This is a genomic window from Sanguibacter antarcticus (genome assembly GCF_002564005.1).
In the GTDB taxonomy this organism is placed as follows: Bacteria; Actinomycetota; Actinomycetes; order Actinomycetales; family Cellulomonadaceae; genus Sanguibacter; species Sanguibacter antarcticus.
The window spans coordinates 2,048,081-2,066,564 of record NZ_PDJG01000001.1; the positions used below are offsets into that span (position 1 = coordinate 2,048,081).

27 protein-coding genes are annotated in these 18,484 nt (G+C 65.6%); all 27 read right to left on the reverse strand.

Annotation, left to right across the window (positions count from 1 at the left end):
* Positions 1–30: 30 nt before the first annotated feature.
* The 27 genes from ATL42_RS09330 to rpsS all read right to left on the reverse strand — a co-directional run bounded on the left by ATL42_RS09330 (position 31) and on the right by rpsS (position 18,483).
* The gene (locus ATL42_RS09330; protein ID WP_098455104.1) at positions 31–2,001 is read right to left on the reverse strand and encodes a DUF6541 family protein; all 1,971 of its coding nucleotides are present in this window, start codon (positions 1,999–2,001) and stop codon (positions 31–33) included.
* Between the two features lie 218 nt (positions 2,002–2,219).
* The gene (gene rplQ, locus ATL42_RS09335) at positions 2,220–2,771 is read right to left on the reverse strand and encodes a 50S ribosomal protein L17 (protein WP_098455105.1); all 552 of its coding nucleotides are present in this window, start codon (positions 2,769–2,771) and stop codon (positions 2,220–2,222) included.
* 56 nt (positions 2,772–2,827) lie between these two features.
* Complete coding sequence (locus ATL42_RS09340) at positions 2,828–3,832, reverse strand: DNA-directed RNA polymerase subunit alpha (protein WP_098455106.1); 1,005 nt, start codon at positions 3,830–3,832, stop codon at positions 2,828–2,830.
* Between the two features lie 174 nt (positions 3,833–4,006).
* Positions 4,007–4,414 carry a 30S ribosomal protein S11 gene (rpsK, locus tag ATL42_RS09345; RefSeq protein ID WP_098455107.1) on the reverse strand — a complete coding sequence of 136 codons (408 nt, stop codon included), beginning with the start codon at positions 4,412–4,414 and terminating at the stop codon, positions 4,007–4,009.
* 96 nt (positions 4,415–4,510) lie between these two features.
* Positions 4,511–4,885, reverse strand: a complete 375-nt coding sequence (rpsM, locus tag ATL42_RS09350) for a 30S ribosomal protein S13 (protein WP_098455108.1) — start codon at positions 4,883–4,885, stop codon at positions 4,511–4,513.
* 220 nt (positions 4,886–5,105) lie between these two features.
* Positions 5,106–5,219 (reverse strand): 50S ribosomal protein L36, encoded by a 114-nt coding sequence (rpmJ, locus tag ATL42_RS09355; protein ID WP_009740505.1) that lies wholly within the window; start codon positions 5,217–5,219, stop codon positions 5,106–5,108.
* Between the two features lie 78 nt (positions 5,220–5,297).
* Positions 5,298–5,519, reverse strand: a complete 222-nt coding sequence (gene infA / locus ATL42_RS09360) for a translation initiation factor IF-1 (RefSeq protein ID WP_012867920.1) — start codon at positions 5,517–5,519, stop codon at positions 5,298–5,300.
* Positions 5,520–5,730: 211 nt separating this feature from the next.
* Positions 5,731–8,289, reverse strand: coding sequence for a LuxR C-terminal-related transcriptional regulator (locus ATL42_RS09365; protein ID WP_169925374.1), 2,559 nt, complete (start codon positions 8,287–8,289; stop codon positions 5,731–5,733).
* 225 nt (positions 8,290–8,514) lie between these two features.
* Positions 8,515–9,345, reverse strand: coding sequence for a type I methionyl aminopeptidase (map, locus tag ATL42_RS09370; protein ID WP_098455110.1), 831 nt, complete (start codon positions 9,343–9,345; stop codon positions 8,515–8,517).
* Positions 9,346–9,359: 14 nt separating this feature from the next.
* Positions 9,360–9,947 carry an adenylate kinase gene (locus ATL42_RS09375; protein WP_098455111.1) on the reverse strand — a complete coding sequence of 196 codons (588 nt, stop codon included), beginning with the start codon at positions 9,945–9,947 and terminating at the stop codon, positions 9,360–9,362.
* Complete coding sequence (gene secY, locus ATL42_RS09380; RefSeq protein ID WP_098455112.1) at positions 9,944–11,233, reverse strand: preprotein translocase subunit SecY; 1,290 nt, start codon at positions 11,231–11,233, stop codon at positions 9,944–9,946. Before secY ends, ATL42_RS09375 begins: the two co-directional genes overlap by 4 nt.
* 202 nt (positions 11,234–11,435) lie before the next feature.
* Positions 11,436–12,047: a 50S ribosomal protein L15 gene (rplO, locus tag ATL42_RS09385; RefSeq protein ID WP_098455113.1), complete on the reverse strand. Its 612-nt coding sequence runs from the start codon at positions 12,045–12,047 to the stop codon at positions 11,436–11,438.
* A gap of 2 nt (positions 12,048–12,049) precedes the next feature.
* On the reverse strand, positions 12,050–12,232 hold the full coding sequence (gene rpmD, locus ATL42_RS09390) for a 50S ribosomal protein L30 (RefSeq protein WP_098455114.1): 183 nt from the start codon (positions 12,230–12,232) through the stop codon (positions 12,050–12,052).
* Positions 12,232–12,894 carry a 30S ribosomal protein S5 gene (gene rpsE, locus ATL42_RS09395; protein ID WP_098455115.1) on the reverse strand — a complete coding sequence of 221 codons (663 nt, stop codon included), beginning with the start codon at positions 12,892–12,894 and terminating at the stop codon, positions 12,232–12,234. Before rpsE ends, rpmD begins: the two co-directional genes overlap by 1 nt.
* Before the next feature lie 40 nt (positions 12,895–12,934).
* Positions 12,935–13,306 (reverse strand): 50S ribosomal protein L18, encoded by a 372-nt coding sequence (rplR, locus tag ATL42_RS09400; RefSeq protein ID WP_098455116.1) that lies wholly within the window; start codon positions 13,304–13,306, stop codon positions 12,935–12,937.
* A gap of 2 nt (positions 13,307–13,308) precedes the next feature.
* Complete coding sequence (gene rplF / locus ATL42_RS09405; RefSeq protein ID WP_098455117.1) at positions 13,309–13,848, reverse strand: 50S ribosomal protein L6; 540 nt, start codon at positions 13,846–13,848, stop codon at positions 13,309–13,311.
* 24 nt (positions 13,849–13,872) lie between these two features.
* On the reverse strand, positions 13,873–14,271 hold the full coding sequence (rpsH, locus tag ATL42_RS09410; protein WP_098455118.1) for a 30S ribosomal protein S8: 399 nt from the start codon (positions 14,269–14,271) through the stop codon (positions 13,873–13,875).
* Between the two features lie 75 nt (positions 14,272–14,346).
* On the reverse strand, positions 14,347–14,532 hold the full coding sequence (locus ATL42_RS09415) for a type Z 30S ribosomal protein S14 (protein ID WP_012867931.1): 186 nt from the start codon (positions 14,530–14,532) through the stop codon (positions 14,347–14,349).
* A 1-nt stretch (position 14,533) separates the two neighbouring features.
* A complete protein-coding gene (rplE, locus tag ATL42_RS09420) occupies positions 14,534–15,103 on the reverse strand; it encodes a 50S ribosomal protein L5 (protein WP_098455119.1) in 570 nt (189 codons plus the stop codon).
* Positions 15,103–15,453 (reverse strand): 50S ribosomal protein L24, encoded by a 351-nt coding sequence (gene rplX, locus ATL42_RS09425; RefSeq protein WP_098455120.1) that lies wholly within the window; start codon positions 15,451–15,453, stop codon positions 15,103–15,105. Before rplX ends, rplE begins: the two co-directional genes overlap by 1 nt.
* Positions 15,454–15,456: 3 nt before the next feature.
* Positions 15,457–15,825, reverse strand: coding sequence for a 50S ribosomal protein L14 (rplN, locus tag ATL42_RS09430; protein WP_098455121.1), 369 nt, complete (start codon positions 15,823–15,825; stop codon positions 15,457–15,459).
* Positions 15,826–15,962: 137 nt separating this feature from the next.
* Complete coding sequence (rpsQ, locus tag ATL42_RS09435; protein ID WP_098455122.1) at positions 15,963–16,262, reverse strand: 30S ribosomal protein S17; 300 nt, start codon at positions 16,260–16,262, stop codon at positions 15,963–15,965.
* 7 nt (positions 16,263–16,269) lie between these two features.
* Positions 16,270–16,509 (reverse strand): 50S ribosomal protein L29, encoded by a 240-nt coding sequence (rpmC, locus tag ATL42_RS09440; protein ID WP_098455123.1) that lies wholly within the window; start codon positions 16,507–16,509, stop codon positions 16,270–16,272.
* Positions 16,509–16,928 carry a 50S ribosomal protein L16 gene (gene rplP, locus ATL42_RS09445; protein ID WP_098455124.1) on the reverse strand — a complete coding sequence of 140 codons (420 nt, stop codon included), beginning with the start codon at positions 16,926–16,928 and terminating at the stop codon, positions 16,509–16,511. Before rplP ends, rpmC begins: the two co-directional genes overlap by 1 nt.
* 3 nt (positions 16,929–16,931) lie before the next feature.
* Positions 16,932–17,768 carry a 30S ribosomal protein S3 gene (gene rpsC / locus ATL42_RS09450; protein WP_098455125.1) on the reverse strand — a complete coding sequence of 279 codons (837 nt, stop codon included), beginning with the start codon at positions 17,766–17,768 and terminating at the stop codon, positions 16,932–16,934.
* On the reverse strand, positions 17,768–18,139 hold the full coding sequence (gene rplV / locus ATL42_RS09455) for a 50S ribosomal protein L22 (protein WP_098455126.1): 372 nt from the start codon (positions 18,137–18,139) through the stop codon (positions 17,768–17,770). The genes rpsC and rplV overlap by 1 nt, the downstream gene beginning before the upstream one ends.
* 62 nt (positions 18,140–18,201) lie before the next feature.
* Entirely contained in the window at positions 18,202–18,483 is a 282-nt protein-coding gene (gene rpsS, locus ATL42_RS09460; RefSeq protein WP_066464673.1) for a 30S ribosomal protein S19, read from the reverse strand.
* Position 18,484 lies beyond the last annotated feature (1 nt).

Genomic DNA, 18,484 nt, shown 5'->3' on the forward strand with positions numbered 1-18,484 from the left:
GACGTGCCCACCGTCCTCACGAGCACGCTGTCAGGAGCACGCATCGATCGTCAGCAGCGTCGCAGTCCCTGCCACCGCGACGACGGAGAAGCCGGTACTCGTGTCGACGTCGTGGAGCCCAGGAGACTCGGGGTCGACCTTCGCGCCGTCCAGCTCGCCTGCCTCGTCCTCGTAGAAGTGGGTCACTCCGAGCTCCTCGACGTAGCGGCAGACCTCAGGATCGCTCTCGATGTCGCGGAAGTGCTCGCGAAGGTACGTCTGCGCCTCGTCCATCGCGCTCGTCCCGAGCTGGGGAAGCACCGCGTGCGTGCCCCCCATCGAGAAGGCGAACGCCGTGCCGTTGTGCGGGTCCCCCAGGATGACGGATCCCGGTGGGACGATCTCGCGCAGCTCACGCATCAGCGCGATCTCCTCGACGCTGAGCATCGTTCCCCACCGGATCTGTGCCGGGTCGTAGGCCTCGGCAAAACGCCCTGATCGTCCTGGTGCCTGAAACCCGAGCGACGTCACGAGCGCGACGACCACGAGCACCGCTGCCCACGACGATGCTCCAGCGGTCTCCCAGCCCCTTGGTGCACGCCGGCGCGCGACGCGGGACGCAGCGCTTCCCAACGCCACGAAGCCCACTGCTGCGAGCACTGCAGCCACGATCGGGTAGAGCGCTTCGATCCGCGCCGCCTGCGTGTACCAGACGCCTGTGAGCGCCCGCAGCGGTGTCGACGGCCCTGCTGCCAGCGCCACGAGGACGACGACGGTCCCTGCGGAGACGAGCAACCATCGCTGGTCTCTGGACCGGACGAGCACGACGACCCCGACGAGAACGGCCACGCTCACGAGGATGTTGCCCGGCCACGCGCTCATCACCGTGTCGAGCAGCGTCCGCACGACGGACGGCGCGTAGCCGCGCTGCGGGAGACGCTCGAAGCTGAACAGGACGTGCATGACGGTCGACTGCATCACGAGAGAGGTGCCCGTCACCGCGAGCCCGAGCACCACGGCTCCGAGAAGCAGGACCGCGCGTCTGCGCCCTGACATCCAAGCGTGCCGTACGGCTCGCACAGCAACGAGGATCGCCAGGGGCCCGACAACGACCGCGAGGCCCACGACTCCGCTACCGTGGGCGCTCCCGACACCGACGAGCGCCACGAGCGCGGTACCGCAGAGCACGGCACGGCGGCTTCGCCCGACGTCCGGGGTGCTGCGCAAGAGCGTGACCCACAGGGCTGCCGCCCCAGGGACGAGCATGACCGAGAGCCCGTTCGGCCACTGGGCGAGCGTGCTGAAGATGACGGTCGGGAACATCGAGAACGCCCCACCGACGGCCACCGCGAGGACAGCGATCTCTGGGCGGCGGGGGAAGCACGCAGCACCGAACGCTCCCAGGCCGACGAGCCAGGCGACCGAGCCCATGACGAGGCTGGACGCGTTCGCTGCCGACGTGATGGCGTCAGCAGCCGTGGTGACGAGATCTCCGGGGACGAGCGCGACCATCGAGTGCCAGACGGTCGGGTAGTAGACCGAGTTCCCTGCTCCGTAGAGACCGTTGATGGTGCTCGCGACCCCGGTCTCCCGGATGAACGCGACGCCGTTCAGGTGAAAGACCGCATCCCACTGCTGCAGCGGCGCGGCAGGGTCCCCCATCCCGATCGCCATCGGCACGACGGCGACGACCGATCCCACCGCGACTGCCACGACGAACCAGCGACGATGCGCGACGAGGGCGTCGACCGCTCCCGCGCCGAGCCACGAGACAGGAGCTCTAGGAGCATCTGGTGCGGAACGCCCCGCTGGACGGACGAGCCGCCGACCCGCGACGAGGACGAGCACGACGAGAAGCAGGCTGATCCCGACGGACACCGCACCCCACGCGATCCCTGTGGCCGCGAGCACCGGGGCGGCCGCTGCGTAGAAGGCGCACGACAGCGCTGGGGCGGCGCCGAGGGCGAGCGTCCCCCGTGCTCCGAGAAGTCGGAGCACGACGGTCCCCGGCACGAACAGCACCAGAGCGAACGTTAGACAGAGCAGCGACTGACCCCACCACGCCACAGCGTGCTCCCCCGATCACCTCGATGATGGTCTGTCGACCACGGCCATGACGACGACCGGCCGGTCGACGAGACGACGCTAGCAGCCGCTCGACGCACGAGAGCCCGGTCTGAGAGGTCGTCTCAGAACCGGGCTCTCGGGAGAGGATCCTGGCGGTCGGCCAGGAGCCCTGCTCAGTCCTCCGTGGAGGACGTCTCTTCGGTCGAGCTCGCCGCGGCGTCATCGGCGGGGGCGACGGTGTCGGCCTTGGCCGCGGTGTCCTTCTCAGCCTTCGGCGCGCTCTTCTTCGCGGCCTTCTCAGCCTCGCGCACGACGGCCTGCTTCGGGCTCAAGGGCTCGAGCACGAGCTCGATGACAGCCATGGGGGCGTTGTCGCCCTTGCGGTTGCCGACCTTGGTGATGCGCGTGTAGCCACCCTGGCGGTCAGCGACGGCGGGAGCGATCTCCGTCACGAGACGGTGAAGGATGGTGTTCGCGTCACCGGGCTCGTCGGGGCGACGAGGCGTCTTGTTGTGCACGACCTTCGCGATCTGGCGGATCGAGTGCAGGTCGCCGCGCTTGGCCTTCGAGATGAGGCGCTCCGCGAGCGGCTGGAGGCGCTTGGCCTTCGTGGCCGTCGTCGTGATGCGCCCGTGCTCGAAGAGGCTCGTCACGAGGTTGCTGAGGATGAGGCGCTCGTGAGCCGGGCTACCGCCGAGCCGCGCACCCTTTGCTGGGGTAGGCATTGTTGTTGCTCCTTAGGAATTGGTCGAGCCGTCCGGTCGCCCGGCCAGCACAGAAGTCAGTTGTACTGCTCGTCTTCCGAGTCTTCGCCGTCGTAGTAGTCGGCGGTCGTCGGATCGAAGTCGAGCGGGGAGTCCTTGAGGGAGAGCCCGAGCTCAGCGAGCTTCTCCTTCACCTCGTTGATGGACTTCGCACCGAAGTTGCGGATGTCCAGGAGGTCCGCCTCGCTGCGGGCGACAAGCTCGCCGACGGCGTGGATTCCCTCGCGCTTGAGGCAGTTGTACGAGCGGATCGTCAGCTGCAGCTCTTCGATCGGGAGCGCGAGATCTGCCGCAAGAGCGGCATCCGTCGGCGACGGGCCGATCTCGATGCCCTCGGCCTCGACGTTGAGCTCGCGGGCGAGCCCGAAGAGCTCGACGAGAGTCTTACCAGCCGACGCGAGAGCGTCACGAGGGCTGATGGCCTGCTTCGTCTCGACGTCGACGATGAGCTTGTCGAAGTCGGTGCGCTGCTCGACTCGCGTCGCCTCGACCTTGTACGTGACCTTGAGCACCGGAGAGTAGATCGAGTCGACGGGGACCCGGCCGATCTCGGAGTCGAAGGACTTGTTCTGCTGAGCGGAGACGTAGCCGCGCCCGCGCTCGACCGTGAGCTCGATCTCCAGCTTGCCCTTGTCGTTGAGCGTCGCGATGTGGAGGCTGGGGTTGTGCACCTCGACACCTGCCGGCGGGACGATGTCCGCTGCCGTGACGACTCCGGACCCCTGCTTGCGCAGGTACATCACGACGGGCTCGTCGTTCTCCGAGGAGACGACGAGGTTCTTGATGTTGAGGATGATCTCGGTGACGTCTTCCTTCACGCCCGGGACGGTGGTGAACTCGTGGAGAACACCATCGATACGGATGGAGGTGACGGCTGCGCCGGGGATCGACGAGAGCAGCGTGCGACGCATCGAGTTTCCGAGCGTGTAGCCGAAGCCGGGCTCGAGAGGCTCGATAGAGAAGCGCGAGCGGCTCTCGGAGATGACCTCTTCGGTCAGGGTGGGGCGCTGTGCGATGAGCACTAGTAGCTTCCTTTCAGCGTGCGTCCGCTATATGACGCATCACGAGTCCGCCCGGACTCTGAGTTGCCCGGGCGGTCAGAACACACACGGTGCAGGTGTGCAGCAGAGCCGGGTCGTGCCCACGTCCCACCTGGGGACGCGGGCACAACCGAGCTCAATGACGTCGAGACGAGATCAGACGCGGCGACGCTTGGGAGGACGGCAGCCGTTGTGCGCCTGGGGCGTCACGTCCTGGATCGAACCGACCTCGAGGCCTGCGGCCTGGAGGGAGCGGATCGCGGTCTCGCGGCCAGAACCGGGGCCCTTGACGAAGACGTCGACCTTCTTCATGCCGTGCTCCTGCGCACGACGCGCGGCAGCCTCTGCAGCGAGCTGCGCGGCGAACGGGGTCGACTTGCGCGAGCCCTTGAAGCCCACCTGGCCGGAGGAGGCCCAGGAGATCACGGCGCCGGACGGATCCGTGATCGAGACGATGGTGTTGTTGAACGTGCTCTTGATGTGCGCCTGGCCGATTGCGACATTCTTCTTGTCTTTGCGGCGAGGCTTGCGGGCACCTTGTGCGCCGCGAGTCTTGGGAGGCATGTGCTTTTTCTCTCCTGGATTGAGGTCTTCGGATCGCAGGACCCTCGCCACGGTGCCTTCGAGGCACTGACAGCGGGTCCAGGCGAACTACTGCTGCTAGCGGGCCTTCTTCTTGCCGGCCACGGTGCGCTTCGGGCCCTTGCGGGTACGAGCGTTGGTCTTGGTGCGCTGTCCGCGCACGGGGAGCCCACGGCGGTGACGCAGACCTTCGTAGCAGCCGATCTCAACCTTGCGGCGAATGTCAGCAGCAACCTCACGGCGGAGGTCACCCTCGAGCTTGAAGCTTCCTTCGAGGTGATCGCGCAGTGCGACGAGCTCGGCGTCGCCGAGGTCCTTCACACGCACGTCCGGGCTGAGCCCGGTGGCGGCCAGCGTCTGCTGGGCGCGGGTACGGCCGACGCCGTAGATGTATGTGAGCGCAACCTCAAGCCGCTTGTCGCGGGGGAGGTCGACGCCGATAAGACGTGCCATGTGCCTTCCGGCTCCTGTAGTGCCATCGGAGGTCTACCGCCTCACCTCTCGCAAACTGCGAGCCCCGGCCTCCGACCGAGGGTTCACGAGCCGTCGCGGGTGACCTGAGTCTCCCGAACGGTCCGGTGGTGATGCGCTGGTCGTGCTCATCCGTTCTGTCAGCCCGACGGATGGGCACTGATCATGCTGTGGAACGCGTGGCGCTCTCGCGCAGGGCGTCTCAGCCCTGGCGCTGCTTGTGCCGCAGGTTCTCGCAGATGACCATGACGCGACCGTGCCGGCGGATCACCTTGCACTTGTCGCAGATCTTCTTGACGCTGGGCTTGACCTTCATCGTGGTTCCTCCGCCGCCGCATGACGACACTGGGCTCTGTGAGCCGGGTGGGGTAGGCAGCAGTTGATCGAGTGGTGGTTACTTGTAGCGGTAGACGATCCGGCCACGGGACAAGTCGTACGGGCTCAGCTCCACCACTACCCGGTCCTCAGGGAGGATTCGGATGTAGTGCTGCCGCATCTTGCCCGAGATGTGAGCGAGCACCTTGTGACCGTTGGCCAGCTCCACGCGAAACATCGCGTTCGGCAGTGCCTCGACCACGCTGCCCTCGATCTCGATGACACCGTCCTTCTTCGCCATATCCTCCGCTAACTCTCGTGACGAACTACAGCCCACGTCGTGCTCGAACGCCTTGAAGCATGCCAGTGCGATCGGCACTTCGTGGATTAGTGGTGCAAATGCGCAAGCACTACACACCCAACGAAGCATCCTACGGCATCGGACGGCGAATCGGAAAGCCGTGCCGGCGGCAGCTCAGGACCGCACGCCTCAGCGTGCCTGTGATCGAGGATCAGGACGGGCGTTCGATGAGCCCGAGCTCGAACGCGCGCTCGACCGTCTCGACGCTCGAGTGGGTCCCGAGCTTGCGATAGATGCTTCGCAGGTGCGTCTTGACCGTGTTCGAGGACAGGTAGAGCGATCGCGCCACCCCGGCGAGGGACGAGCTGCGGGACAGGCTCTCGAGCACCTGCCGCTCTCGGTCGCTCAGCTGCGCGCTGATCGTCGGAGCAGGGAAGAACTCGGCCATCTCGAGCAGACCCGGCTGCTCGAGGATGTCACGGATCTTCGGGACCTCGACCTCCAGGTCGAGGAGCGCGCGGCGCGGGACCTTGAGGAACGCGCGCGTGATGCCCGTCGCCACCGAGATCGCCACGGCCTCGTCGAGTGCGACCGCGGCCTCGTACCGCCGACCTCGTGCTTGTTCAGCCGCGGCGAGGATGACGAGGAAGTCCAGCCGGTGCCGTGGCGCGTAGATCCGGGTTCGGAGCCACTCGAGAGCGACCTCGCTCGCGCGGACGAACTCTCCGGAGAGATACTCGGTCCGTGCCCGCGCGAGCCCGGTGGTCTCGTATCTCTGGGTCACCGCGTTGATCGCGAGCCGCGCGCGCGAGATGTGCCCGAGCGCGAGGTGGAGGTCGACCGAGGCGGCGACGAGGAGGGCCTCTCCAAGGCCGGGGGCCCCTTCGCCGTCCGAGTGACCGCGCGCGGCCTCGATCTCCCCGAGGATCTGAAAGTGCGTTCCATCGACGAGCGCCACCTGTGCGCGGATCATCACAGCCAGCGCCCAGAGCTCGCCCACGTCCTGCGGGAGGTCGAACGACCGCGCGGCGTGGAAACCTGCGGGCTCGACCCGCTCGAGAGCGACGATCCCGCGGACCGCCTCCACGATCTGGTCCGACGGCGACGGGCGACCGGTCGGCAGACAGTCGCGCTCGGCGGCCGCGAGCCACTCCTCGGCGGGCTGGAGATAGCCGAGCATCGCGCACGCCAGGGCAGCCCCCACGGAGGCTTCTCGCACGATCTCCGGGTGACCGTGCGTCGTAGCGAGCTCGACAGCCTCTCTGAACGCGATGAGCGCACCCGGCAGGTCAGCTGCCAAGAGCCTGGTCATGGCCCACTCGTGGAGCACGGGGGCGAGTTCTTGACGGACCTCGTCGTGGAGCTCGTCTACCCGAACGAGGACCGCGTCGTGATCGCGGTCGGCGATCTCCTTGGCCGCGTAGAAGTTTCCAGTCATCCGCAGCAGCGCGATCTGCGCGAGGCTCTGCTCCATCGCGTCGACGATCCCCGGGAGCTCGAAGAGATCTCCGTCGTCCCGGGGAACCGGTGGTCCGACAGCAGCCGGGGCGAAGGTCGGGAGCGTACCGTCGCCTCCATCGACGGCAGCATCCTTTCGAACGACCGGGAGCAGGTGATCCCGGGCGATCACCAGCCGCGCATGGCACTCGAGGAACTCTGTGGGTATGCGCTCGACAGCCTCAGCGACGTCCTCGGGGAACTCAGCGACAAGCTCGACCCACCGGCTGTCGATGAGTTGTGCGACCTCGGTCCACGACTCTGACCGCACGAGGTGGCCGAGGGCGATGTTGGTCCGCCTGTGTGCGACGCAGACCTCGGCCGCGCGCCGAGACGCGACAGCGAGCTGGCGTGGGTCGAGAGACGTAAGGAGCGCGGCACAGGCTCGACGGACGGCGGGTACGTAGTGGTAGACGGCCTTCTCCCCCGTCCCTGCGACGATCACGACGCCAGCGGCGACCAGGTGGGCAAGATGCTCGCCGACGTCATGGATACCCGAGCACCACCGTGCGTCGTCCTCGCTGAACTCGTCGAGGATCGCAGTCCGCACGATGAACCTCTGGAGCTGCCAGTCGTCGAGCTCCTGCCAGACCGAGCGCAAGAACGGGTCACCAGCACGCAGGTCGAGCGTGCCTAGGGTCCCGCGTGCTGGAGCAGCGCCCCCGTTGGAGAGGATCGCACGCACCAGCGCTGGCCACCCACCCGACTCGACGTGCAGGGCTCGTACCTCGTCAGGTGCGAGCTCGTGGCCGAGGCGACGCGCGATCTCGCTCGTCTCGCCCTCGGTGAGAAGAAGGTCGGCAGGTCGGATCACGACGGAGTCGATGGTGGCGGCTCCGACAGTCTCGATGCTGACGACACGGGCAAGACACACGATGACGCTCAAGGACTCGAACTTGCGCACGAGGTCGACGAGCGCGGCCTCGACCCCAGCGTCTGCGACGTGGTGGAAGTCGTCGAGGACGAGGCAGAGGGGACGGTGCAGCTCACGGAGGACCGCCGCCAGCTGCGCACGCGCCTCGTTCTCGTCTGACGCCCGCTCGTCGGTCAGACCAGACCGAGCGAGCGCCTCGGCGATCGCGTCCCAGACGGTCGGGACGCTGCCCTCACCGAACAGTGCCATCCGACAGGAGACCCAGACCACGTCGGGTGTGCCGGAGAGAGACCTGGCCCAGTGGGCGACGAGGCTCGTCTTGCCGTACCCCCGCGGGCCACGGACGATGGTGAGAGGTTCCCGACGATCGAGAAAGCGGAGGAGCTCACTCTTCGCCACGAACACTGATGGTGAACGGGGAAGGAGGGCAGGAGTCACCACACCGTAGGAGACCGCCCCTGCAGCATGGTCGTGATCCGACTGAGAGTCTGCCATCGCCCCAACTCATCCGTGCTCGATCAATCCCGAAGTCACGTACCTGGGGTCGGGCCCCAAGGTGTGGAATATACGCTGGATTCGAAGTCCACAGTAGGGGCGAACGTGAGTAACCTCAAGAGAAATCGGTCAGACGGGGTGAACTTGGACACCCAGGCGGGCCAGTCTCTCTGCACCGCCATCTTCAGCCGTGAGGACGCTGATCCCCTCCTCGAGGATCGCGACCGTGTGCTCCCAGTGTGCTGCGCGGGCGCCATCCGTCGTGACGACGGTCCAGTCGTCTTCGCACACGTGCGTCGTGTTCTCACCGCGGACGATCATCGGCTCGATGGCCAAGCACATGCCCGGACGTAGCCGCGGGCCTCGTTCGCGCACCCCGTAGTTCAGGACGTCGGGCGGTTGGTGCATCGCTGAGCCGATCCCGTGACCGACATATTCCTCCACGATCCCGTAGGAGACACCGTCCGAGCGCTCGGCGTCCATCACGGAGGCTTCGACAGCGCGGCCTACGTCGCTCAGACGGCCTGACCGGGCAAGGGTCGCGATACCCGCCCACATCGCGTCTTCGGTCGCGACGGACAACGCGACATCGCGTTCGTCACCACCGTCGAGAACGATGGTGATCGCTGAGTCGGCATGCCATCCGTCGACGATCGCTCCGCAGTCCACCGACACGATGTCCCCGGCCTCGAGGCGCCGCTCCCCCGGTATGCCATGGATGATCTCGTCGTTCACCGAGACGCACACCGTCGCTGGAAACCCTTGGTACCCGAGGAACGACGGCAGCGCCCCGGCGTCAGCTATGACACGAGCAGCGACAGAGTCGAGCATCGCGGTCGTCATCCCCGGCGCGGCGACGTCGCGTACCGCTGACAACGCGGAAGCGACGACGATGCCGGCCTGGCGCATGTGCGCGACCTGCTCTGCAGTCTTGTACTCGATCCGCTCGCGACCGAACATCGGACGTCCGAGCCCTAGTAAAGGATCGTGGCCAGCGCGAGCGACAGTCGCTCGCTGACCTCGTCGACGTCACCGATGCCGTCGACCTGCACGAGTGCTCCGCGCTCGCCGTAGACCGCGGAGACCGGCGCGGTCTGCTCGGCGTAGACGTCCATCCGGCGCCTGATGACCGGCTCCGTGTCGTCCGCTCGGCCCTCGATCTCTGCACGCTTGAGCAGACGTCCGACGACGACGTCCACGTCTGCCACGATCTCGACCGCGCCGTCGAGCACCAGCCCGAGGTCGGCGAGGATCGCGTCGAGCTCAGCGACCTGAGCGACGTTCCTCGGGTAGCCGTCGAGGATGAACCCTGCGTCTGGCTCGTCAGCGACCTTCGTCGTGAGCGTGTCACGCACCATCGCGTTGGTGACCTCGTCAGGTACGAGCTCGCCTCGCGCGGTAATCGTCTGGACGAGCTTGCCCAGCTCCGTACCACCGGTGATGTTGGCGCGGAAGATGTCACCGGTCGAGATGGTCTGGACCCCCAGGCGCTCGGCCAGCCGCGCGGCCTGAGTGCCCTTGCCTGCTCCAGGAGGACCGAGGAAGACAAGCTTGGCGCTCATCGCAGGAACCCTTCGTAGTGCCGCTGCTGGAGCTGGGAGTCGATCTGCTTGACCGTCTCGAGCCCCACACCGACGATGATGAGGATCGACGTGCCACCGAACGGGATGTTCGTGCCGACGTCGAGAAGCAAGAACGTGATCGTGGGGATGAGCGCCACCATCGCGAGGTAGAGCGAACCAGCCGTCGTGATCCGGGTGATGACGTAGTCCAGATACTCCGCGGTGGGCCGGCCTGCTCGGATACCCGGGACGAATCCTCCGTACTTCTTCATGTTGTCTGCAACCTCGTCCGGATCAAAGGTGATCGCGGTGTAGAAGAAGCAGAAGAACACGATGAGGACCACGTAGAGGGTGATGTGCAGGGGCGCCGACGAGGAGACGACGTTGCGCTGCACCCACTGGACCCACTCCGACTCTGGACTGGCGAACTGCGCGATGAGGCCCGGTACAGAGAGGAGGGAGGAGGCGAAGATCACGGGGATGACGCCAGCCATGTTGATCTTGATCGGGATGTAGGTGCTGGATCCGCCGTACATCTTGCGGCCCACCATGCGCTTTGCGTACTGGACGGGGATCCGGCGCTGGGACTGCTCGACGAAGACGACCAGTGCGATGACCAGGAGGCTCACGAGAACGACGATCGTGAACTTCTGCGGGCCGCCGTTGCCTCCGGCGATACCCCAGAGCGCCGGGGGGAAGCTTGCGGAGATCGAGGTGAAGATGAGGAGCGACATCCCGTTGCCGATGCCCCGCTCGCTGATGAGCTCACCGAGCCACATGATGACACCCGAGCCTGCGGTCATCGTGATGACCACCAAGAGCGATGCCATGAGGCTGTCGTCAGGGATGACGACGCAGTTCGGGAGAAGCTGTCCGGTCCGCGCCATCGTCACGTAGGTCGTGGCCTGGAGGATCGCTAGCGCGATCGTCAGGTAGCGCGTGTACTGGGTGAGCTTTGCAGTACCGGACTGACCTTCCTTGTGCAGCGCCTCGAAACGAGGGATCACGACTCGCAAGAGCTGGACGATGATGCTCGCGGTGATGTAGGGCATGATCCCGAGAGCAAAGATCGACAGCTGGAGCAGAGCGCCACCGCTGAAGAGGTTGACGATTCCGAGGATGTCGCTGGCACCACCGCTGGCGACGCACGCCTGGACGTTCTGGTAGTCGACACCGGGCGACGGCACGAAGGAACCGACGCGAAAGAGCGCCATGATCGAGATCGTGAACAGCAGCTTGCGCCGCAGGTCAGGCGTACGAAACGCCCGAGCAAATGCGCTGAGCACCGATTCCTCCTGGTCCGCCGAGGCGGCGTTGTCATCACCGGCAAGCCGGCGCCTGGGAGGCACCGGTTAGCCGGCGCCCAAAGTACCTTATCCGCTCCAGCGCGATCTGCGGGAATCGGTCCGGGTACCACGTGCCACTTCAACTGTCCGAAGACAGCCGTAGGGCCGGTAGCGCTGCGCGCGACCGGCCCTACTCACTGCATCAGGCTTCGGAGACAGAACCGCCTGCTGCGAGGATCTTGTCCTTCGCAGACGTCGAGAGCGCGTCGACCGCGATCTCGAGCTTGACGGTGATCTCGCCGGTGCCGAGCACCTTGACGAGCTGTCCCTTGCGAACCGCACCCTTGGCGACGAGGTCGTCAACCGTGACCGACCCACCGTCGGGGTACAGAGCGGAGAGCTTGTCCAGGTTGACGACCTGGTACTCCGTCCGGAACGGGTTCGTGAATCCACGAAGCTTCGGCAGACGCATGTGGAGCGGCATCTGCCCACCTTCGAAACGCTCAGGAATCTGGTACCGGGCCTTCTGACCCTTGGTACCACGTCCTGCCGTCTTACCCTTCGAGGCCTCACCGCGACCGACACGAGTCTTCGCGGTCTTGGCGCCAGGGGCCGGACGGAGGTGGTGAACCTTGAGAGTGCCACCCGCACCGAGCGGAGCGACAGCCTTGACCTTGGGCGTTGAAGCCTTCGTCGTGGCGGCCGCCGCAGGTGCAGCCTTCTTCGCTGCGGCCTTCTTGGCGGGTGCCTTCTTGGCGGGGGCGTCAGCCGTCACTGCGGCTGACTCCTTCTTGTTGTCTGACTTCTCAGCCATGATTACTCGACCTCCTCGACGGCGACGAGGTGTGCCACCGTGACGACCATCCCGCGGATCTCAGGGCGGTCTTCCTTCACGGCGGTGTCGCCGATCCGCTTGAGGCCGAGAGTGCGCAGGGTGTCGCGCTGATTCTGCTTGCCGCCGATGGCGGACTTGAGCTGGGTCACCTTGAGGCGGGCCATCATGCACCTACCCCTGCTGCAGTGGCCCGACCAGCAGCCTGCGCACGAAGGAGCGCGGCCGGAGCCACGTGCTCGAGCGGGAGTCCACGACGTGCAGCGACCGCTTCCGGAAGCTCGAGGCCGCGGAGAGCCGCGACCGTCGCGTGGACGATGTTGATCGAGTTGGTCGACCCGAGCGACTTCGAGAGCACGTCGTGAATACCAGCGCACTCGAGAACTGCACGGACAGGGCCGCCGGCGATGACACCGGTACCCGGAGCTGCAGGGCGAAGGAACACGACCCCCGCAGCGGCCTCACCTGTGATGGGGTGAGGGATGGTGCCCTGGATGCGAGGAACCTTGAAGAAGTTCTTCTTGGCTTCCTCGACGCCCTTGGCGATGGCCGCGGGAACTTCCTTGGCCTTGCCGTAGCCGACGCCGACGGTGCCGTCGCCATCGCCCACCACGACGAGCGCGGTGAAGCTGAAGCGGCGGCCGCCCTTGACGACCTTGGCGACGCGGTTGATGGTGACGACGCGCTCGACGAACGCGTTCTTCTCCGGGGCGTCACGGCGACCGTCGCCGCGTCCGCCGCCGCTGCGACGGTCGTTACGACGGTCGCCCTGCTCAGTGGTGGCGCCGCCCGTGGGGGCGCCGGTGGTGCTGCGCTGCCCTGCAGCCATCAGAGAGTCCTTTGCTTCGGAACGGAAGTGGTTCGCGTCATCACAGGGACAGACCGCCTTCGCGGGCCCCGTCGGCGACTGCTGCCACTCGGCCGTGGTACTTGTTGCCGCCGCGGTCGAACACGACAGCATCGATTCCGGCGGCCTTCGCGCGCTCGGCGACGAGCTCGCCGACCTTGCGCGCCTTGGCGCTCTTGTCGCCCTCCGCGCTGCGGAAGTCTGCTTCGAGCGTCGAAGCCGACGCGACGGTCTTGCCGACCGTGTCGTCAACCACCTGGGCGGTGATGTGGCGAGCGGAACGGGTAACCACGAGGCGCGGTCGCAGGGGCGTCCCCGAGACCTTCTTGCGGAGGCGGAAGTGGCGGCGCTTACGAGCAACGGCTTTGCCCTTGCCCATGATCTTGAGAGCCATGGTTACTTACCAGCCTTTCCGGCCTTGCGGCGGACAACCTCGCCGGCGTACCGCACTCCCTTGCCCTTGTAAGGCTCCGGCTTGCGGATCTTTCGGATGTTCGCGGCGACCTCGCCCACCTGCTGCTTGCTGATGCCGCTGACCGAGAACTTGGTCGGGCCTTCGACAGCGAACGTGATGCCCTCAGGCGGTGCGATGACCACCGGGTGGCTGAAGCCGAGCGCGAACTCCAGGTCGGAGCCCTTCGCCGCGACGCGGTACCCAGTACCGACGATCTCGAGCTTCTTCTCGTAGCCCTCGGTCACACCAGTGATGATGTTCGCGAGGAGCGTGCGGGTGAGGCCGTGCAGGGAACGCGAGGCGCGCTCGTCGTTGGGGCGGGCGACAACGATCGCGCCGGCCTCGTTGACTGCAACCTCGATGGGGGCGGGGACGACGTGCTCCAGGGACCCCTTCGGGCCCTTGATCGTCACGAGCGCACCGCTGATGGTGACGTCCACTCCGGATGGAACCGGGACGGGGACTTTGCCGATACGGGACATGGCTCTCTCCTCTCCGTCTTCCGATTACCAGACGTAGGCGAGGACTTCCCCACCCACGCCCTTCTTTGCGGCCTGCTTGTCGGTCAGGAGGCCTGAAGACGTGGACAGGATCGCCACGCCGAGGCCGCCGAGAACCTTCGGCAGTTTGGTGGACTTTGCGTATACACGCAGTCCAGGCTTCGAGATACGGCGGATCCCGACGAGCGAACGCTCGCGCTCGGGTCCGAACTTCAGGTCGATGGTGAGGTACTTGCCTACAGGCGCGTCCTCGACCTTCCAACCTGCGATGTATCCCTCAGCCTGCAAGATCTCAGCAATGTGCGACTTCAGCTTCGAGAACGGCATGGTGACCGTGTCGTGGTAAGCCGAGTTCGCGTTTCGCAGACGAGTCAGCATGTCTGCGATCGGGTCGGTCATTGTCATTGGGCTTCTGCCCTTCCTCGCCGGGGTATCCAGTCGCATCGTCGAGCGATGCGGTCCGGACCTACGACGTAGTTGTTACCAGCTGCTCTTGGTGACGCCGGGAAGTTCGCCGCGGTGCGCCATCTCGCGCACGCAGATGCGGCAAAGTCCGAACTTGCGGTAGACAGAGTGCGGACGTCCGCACTTCTGGCACCGTGTGTAGGCGCGTACCGCGAACTTGGGCTTTGCGGCCGCCTTGTTGACCAGGGCCTTCTTCGCCATGTCAGTTCTCCTTGAAGGGGAAGCCGAGACGCTTCAGAAGTGAGCGGCCCTCAGCATCCGTGGTAGCGGTGGTCACGACGGTGATGTCCATACCACGAACCCGGTCGATCTTGTCGGGGTCGATCTCGTGGAACATCGCCTGCTCGGTCAGACCGAACGTGTAGTTCCCGTGACCATCGAACTGCTTCGGTGAGAGACCACGGAAGTCGCGGATACGCGGGAGCGCGATCGACAGGAGCCTGTCAGCGAACTCCCACATCCGATCGCCGCGCAGCGTCACGTGGGCGCCGATCGGCATCCCCTCGCGGAGCTTGAACTGGGCGATCGACTTGCGAGCCTTCGTGACCTGCGGCTTCTGGCCGGTGATCGCGGTGAGGTCGCGGATAGCGCCCTCGATCAGCTTCGAGTCCTTGGCAGCATCGCCGACACCCATGTTCACGACGATCTTCGTCAGACCAGCAACCTGGTTGACGTTCTCGTGCCCGAACTCCTCACGCAGGCCGGGGAGGATCTCCGCGGCGTAGCGGGCCTTGAGGCGAGGCTGTGCCTGTGCGTACGTCTCAGTGCTCATCAGATGTCCTTCTCGGTGTCGCCGTGACCTCGGGTCACGCGAACACGAACCGTGCGCATACGACCGTCACGCTCGACCTGCTCGCTCCGGACGCCGACGCGCTTGCCACGCTTGGCCTCCGCGTCGTAGTACTGGACGTTGCTGACGTGGATCGGGGCCTCAACGGTCTCGATGCCACCGGTTGTCGTCCCACGCTGGGTCTGGCCGACCTTCACGTGCTTCTTCACCCGCTGCACGCCCTCGACGATCACACGGTCAGAGTCCGTGAGAACCTCGAGCACTCGGCCTGTCTTGCCCTTGTCGCGACCGGCGATGACAACCACCGTGTCGCCCTTCTTGATCTTCGCCATGATTCAGAGCACCTCCATCGCCAGCGAGATGATCTTCATGAACTTCTTGTCGCGCAGCTCGCGGCCCACCGGGCCGAAGATGCGGGTTCCACGAGGTTCGCCGTCAGCCTTGAGGATCACGGCAGCGTTCTCGTCGAACTTGATGTAAGAGCCGTCTGGACGACGGCGCTCCTTGGTGGTCCGGACGATGACGGCCTTGACCACGTCGCCCTTCTTGACGTTGCCGCCGGGAATCGCATCCTTAACGGTTGCGACAATGACGTCGCCGATTCCGGCGTAGCGACGGCCCGACCCACCGAGAACGCGGATGCAAAGAATCTCTTTGGCACCCGTGTTGTCGGCGACCCGAAGTCGCGACTCCTGCTGGATCATGTAATGAACTCCTGTCGTCGAGCTGGTTCTCGCACGCGGCGAGCCTTGCCGAACGGATAACTGTCAAGCACTGCAGTAGATCAAGGCGCCGCTGGGGGCAAACCGTGACGAGCACGGCCCACCCTCAGCGGAACTTGCTACTTGGCCTTTTCGAGGATCTCCACCAGGCGCCACCGCTTGGTAGCGGACAGCGGGCGGGTCTCCATGATGAGGACGAGGTCGCCGATACCAGCAGAGTTCTGCTCGTCGTGCGCCTTGACCTTGCTGGTGCGCCGGATCACCTTACCGTAGAGCGGGTGCTTGACCCGGTCTTCGACCTCGATGACGACGGTCTTGTCCATCTTGTCGCTCACGACATAGCCGCGCCGCGTCTTGCGGTTCGGCCGCTTCGCGGCTTCCTGCTCTGAAGCAACAGCTCCAGCAACGTTTTCGCTCATGTCAGCCTCACTCACTCACGCTCGGTGCGGTACGGATGCCGAGCTCGCGCTCACGGAGGATCGTGTAGATCCGAGCGATGTCGCGGCGGACTGCCTTCAGCCGTCCGTGGCTCTCCAGCTGGCCGGTGGCCGACTGAAAACGGAGGTTGAAAAGCTCCTTCTTCGCCTTCTCGAGCTCGGCAACGAGCTTGTCGTTGTCGAACCCGTCCAGCTCACTTGGAGCCAGATCCTTCGTTCCGATAGACATCAGTTGCCACCACCCTCGCGTACCACGAACCGGCACTTCATCGGGAGCTTGTGGATCGCGCGGCGCATGGCCTCACGGGCCAGGTCCTCGGGAACACCGGCAAGCTCGAAGACGATGCGTCCGGGCTTGACGTTGGCGATCCACCACTCGGGGGAACCCTTACCGGATCCCATTCGGGTTTCCGCTGGCTTCTTGGTCAGCGGGCGGTCTGGATAGATGTTGATCCAGACCTTGCCGCCACGCTTGATGTGGCGGGTCATTGCGATACGAGCAGCCTCGATCTGGCGGTTCGTGACGTAAGCCGGCTCGAGAGCCTGGATTCCGTAGTCACCGAACGAGATCACGGTCCCACCCGTTGCGGCGCCGGAGCGCCCAGGGTGGTGCTGCTTGCGGTGCTTGAGCCTGCGCGGAATCAGCATCGCTCAGGCCTCCGTTCCGGTGACAGCGGCCGGTGCAGCATCCTGTCCAGCAGGCGCCTGCTCGGCCTTGGCGGGCGCCTCGGCTGCAGCTGCAGCCGGACGCTCTGGACGACGGGCTCCGGCACGAGCCGGACGGTCGGAGCGCGGACCGCCACGAGGCGCACGAGGCGCCTGCGTCGCCTGCTGCGCAGCGAACTCCTTCTCGGTCATGTCGCCCTTGTAGATCCAGACCTTCACGCCGATGCGGCCGAAGGTCGTGCGGGCCTCGAAGAAGCCGTAGTCGATGTTCGCGCGGAGCGTGTGCAGAGGCACACGGCCTTCGCGGTAGAACTCGCTTCGGCTCATCTCGGCGCCGCCGAGTCGACCGGAGCACTGGACACGGATGCCCTTGGCGCCGGCACGCTGAGCCGACTGCATGCCCTTGCGCATCGCACGACGGAAGGAGACACGGCTGGCAAGCTGCTCCGCGATCCCCTGGGCCACGAGCTGAGAGTCGATCTCAGCGTTCTTGACCTCGAGGATGTTGAGCTGAACCTGCTTGCCGGTGAGCTTCTCCAGCTCGCCGCGGATGCGGTCTGCTTCGGCGCCACGGCGACCGATCACGATGCCCGGGCGGGCGGTGTGGATGTCGACGCGGACGCGGTCACGGGTGCGCTCGATCTCAACCTTCGAGATTCCAGCGCGCTCCAGACCGGTGCTCATGAGCTTGCGGATCTGCACGTCTTCACGGACGTAGTCGCGGTAGCGCTGTCCGGGCTTGGTGCTGTCGGCGAACCAACGCGACCGGTGGTCGGTGGTAATTCCGAGACGGTACCCGTGTGGGTGAACCTTCTGTCCCACTATCGGGCCCTTCCCTTCGTGTCTTCGCGCGGAGTGACGACCACAGTGATGTGGCTGGTCCGCTTGAGGATCTGGCTGGCTCGCCCCTGCGCACGGGGACGGAACCTCTTGAGGGTTGGTCCCTCGTCGATGAACGCCTCAGAGATGAAGAGCTTCTGCTCATCAAATGCAACGCTCGCGCGGTCAGCCTTGACCCGTGCGTTCGCGATCGCGCTCTGCACGACCTTGAGGATCGGCTCACTCGCTGTTTGCGGTGCGAACTTCAGCACCGCGACAGCCTCAGTTGCCTGCTTGCCACGGATAAGATCCACGACGCGCCGGGCCTTCTGAGGCGTGACACGGACGAACCGTGCCTGCGCCTTGGCTTCCATTGCTGTCCTGCCTTCTTGTCTCGTCATGACCAAGAGGTCCTCTCGCGACTGACCCCGGGGGGTCAGCGGCGACGGCCCTTCTTGTCGTCCTTCACGTGGCCGCGGAACGTCCGGGTCGGCGAGAACTCGCCGAGCTTGTGACCAACCATCGACTCCGTGACGAACACCGGAGTGTGCTTGCGACCGTCGTGCACGGCAAAAGTGTGACCGAGGAAGTCGGGCGTGATGACCGACCGACGGGACCAGGTCTTGATTACGTTCTTGGTCCCCTTCTCGTTCTGGACGTCCACCTTCTTCTGGAGGTGTCCGTCGACGAAGGGGCCCTTCTTCAGGCTGCGTGGCATG

Excerpts from the sequence above, each read along its gene's own strand:
- rpmC (WP_098455123.1), bottom strand. The coding sequence starts at position 16,509 with ATGTCTATCGGAACGAAGGATCTGGCTCCAAGTGAGCTGGACGGGTTC.
- rplR (WP_098455116.1), bottom strand. The coding sequence starts at position 13,306 with ATGGCTCTCAAGATCATGGGCAAGGGCAAAGCCGTTGCTCGTAAGCGC.
- rplX (WP_098455120.1), bottom strand. The coding sequence starts at position 15,453 with ATGGCGAAGATCAAGAAGGGCGACACGGTGGTTGTCATCGCCGGTCGC.
- rpsE (WP_098455115.1), bottom strand. The coding sequence starts at position 12,894 with ATGGCTGCAGGGCAGCGCAGCACCACCGGCGCCCCCACGGGCGGCGCC.
- rplQ (WP_098455105.1), bottom strand. The coding sequence starts at position 2,771 with ATGCCTACCCCAGCAAAGGGTGCGCGGCTCGGCGGTAGCCCGGCTCAC.
- rplO (WP_098455113.1), bottom strand. The coding sequence starts at position 12,047 with ATGGCTGAGAAGTCAGACAACAAGAAGGAGTCAGCCGCAGTGACGGCT.
- rplV (WP_098455126.1), bottom strand. The coding sequence starts at position 18,139 with ATGGAAGCCAAGGCGCAGGCACGGTTCGTCCGTGTCACGCCTCAGAAG.
- rplF (WP_098455117.1), bottom strand. The coding sequence starts at position 13,848 with ATGTCCCGTATCGGCAAAGTCCCCGTCCCGGTTCCATCCGGAGTGGAC.
- rpsS (WP_066464673.1), bottom strand. The coding sequence starts at position 18,483 with ATGCCACGCAGCCTGAAGAAGGGCCCCTTCGTCGACGGACACCTCCAG.
- rpsH (WP_098455118.1), bottom strand. The coding sequence starts at position 14,271 with ATGACAATGACCGACCCGATCGCAGACATGCTGACTCGTCTGCGAAAC.
- rpmJ (WP_009740505.1), bottom strand. The coding sequence starts at position 5,219 with ATGAAGGTCAAGCCCAGCGTCAAGAAGATCTGCGACAAGTGCAAGGTG.
- ATL42_RS09375 (WP_098455111.1), bottom strand. The coding sequence starts at position 9,947 with ATGAGCGCCAAGCTTGTCTTCCTCGGTCCTCCTGGAGCAGGCAAGGGC.
- rpsK (WP_098455107.1), bottom strand. The coding sequence starts at position 4,414 with ATGCCTCCCAAGACTCGCGGCGCACAAGGTGCCCGCAAGCCTCGCCGC.
- map (WP_098455110.1), bottom strand. The coding sequence starts at position 9,345 with ATGTTCGGTCGCGAGCGGATCGAGTACAAGACTGCAGAGCAGGTCGCG.
- rplP (WP_098455124.1), bottom strand. The coding sequence starts at position 16,928 with ATGCTGATTCCGCGCAGGCTCAAGCACCGCAAGCAGCACCACCCTGGG.
- rpsQ (WP_098455122.1), bottom strand. The coding sequence starts at position 16,262 with ATGAGCGAAAACGTTGCTGGAGCTGTTGCTTCAGAGCAGGAAGCCGCG.
- rpmD (WP_098455114.1), bottom strand. The coding sequence starts at position 12,232 with ATGGCCCGCCTCAAGGTGACCCAGCTCAAGTCCGCCATCGGCGGCAAG.
- rplE (WP_098455119.1), bottom strand. The coding sequence starts at position 15,103 with ATGAGCACTGAGACGTACGCACAGGCACAGCCTCGCCTCAAGGCCCGC.
- rpsM (WP_098455108.1), bottom strand. The coding sequence starts at position 4,885 with ATGGCACGTCTTATCGGCGTCGACCTCCCCCGCGACAAGCGGCTTGAG.
- infA (WP_012867920.1), bottom strand. The coding sequence starts at position 5,519 with ATGGCGAAGAAGGACGGTGTCATCGAGATCGAGGGCAGCGTGGTCGAG.
- rplN (WP_098455121.1), bottom strand. The coding sequence starts at position 15,825 with ATGATCCAGCAGGAGTCGCGACTTCGGGTCGCCGACAACACGGGTGCC.
- ATL42_RS09415 (WP_012867931.1), bottom strand. The coding sequence starts at position 14,532 with ATGGCGAAGAAGGCCCTGGTCAACAAGGCGGCCGCAAAGCCCAAGTTC.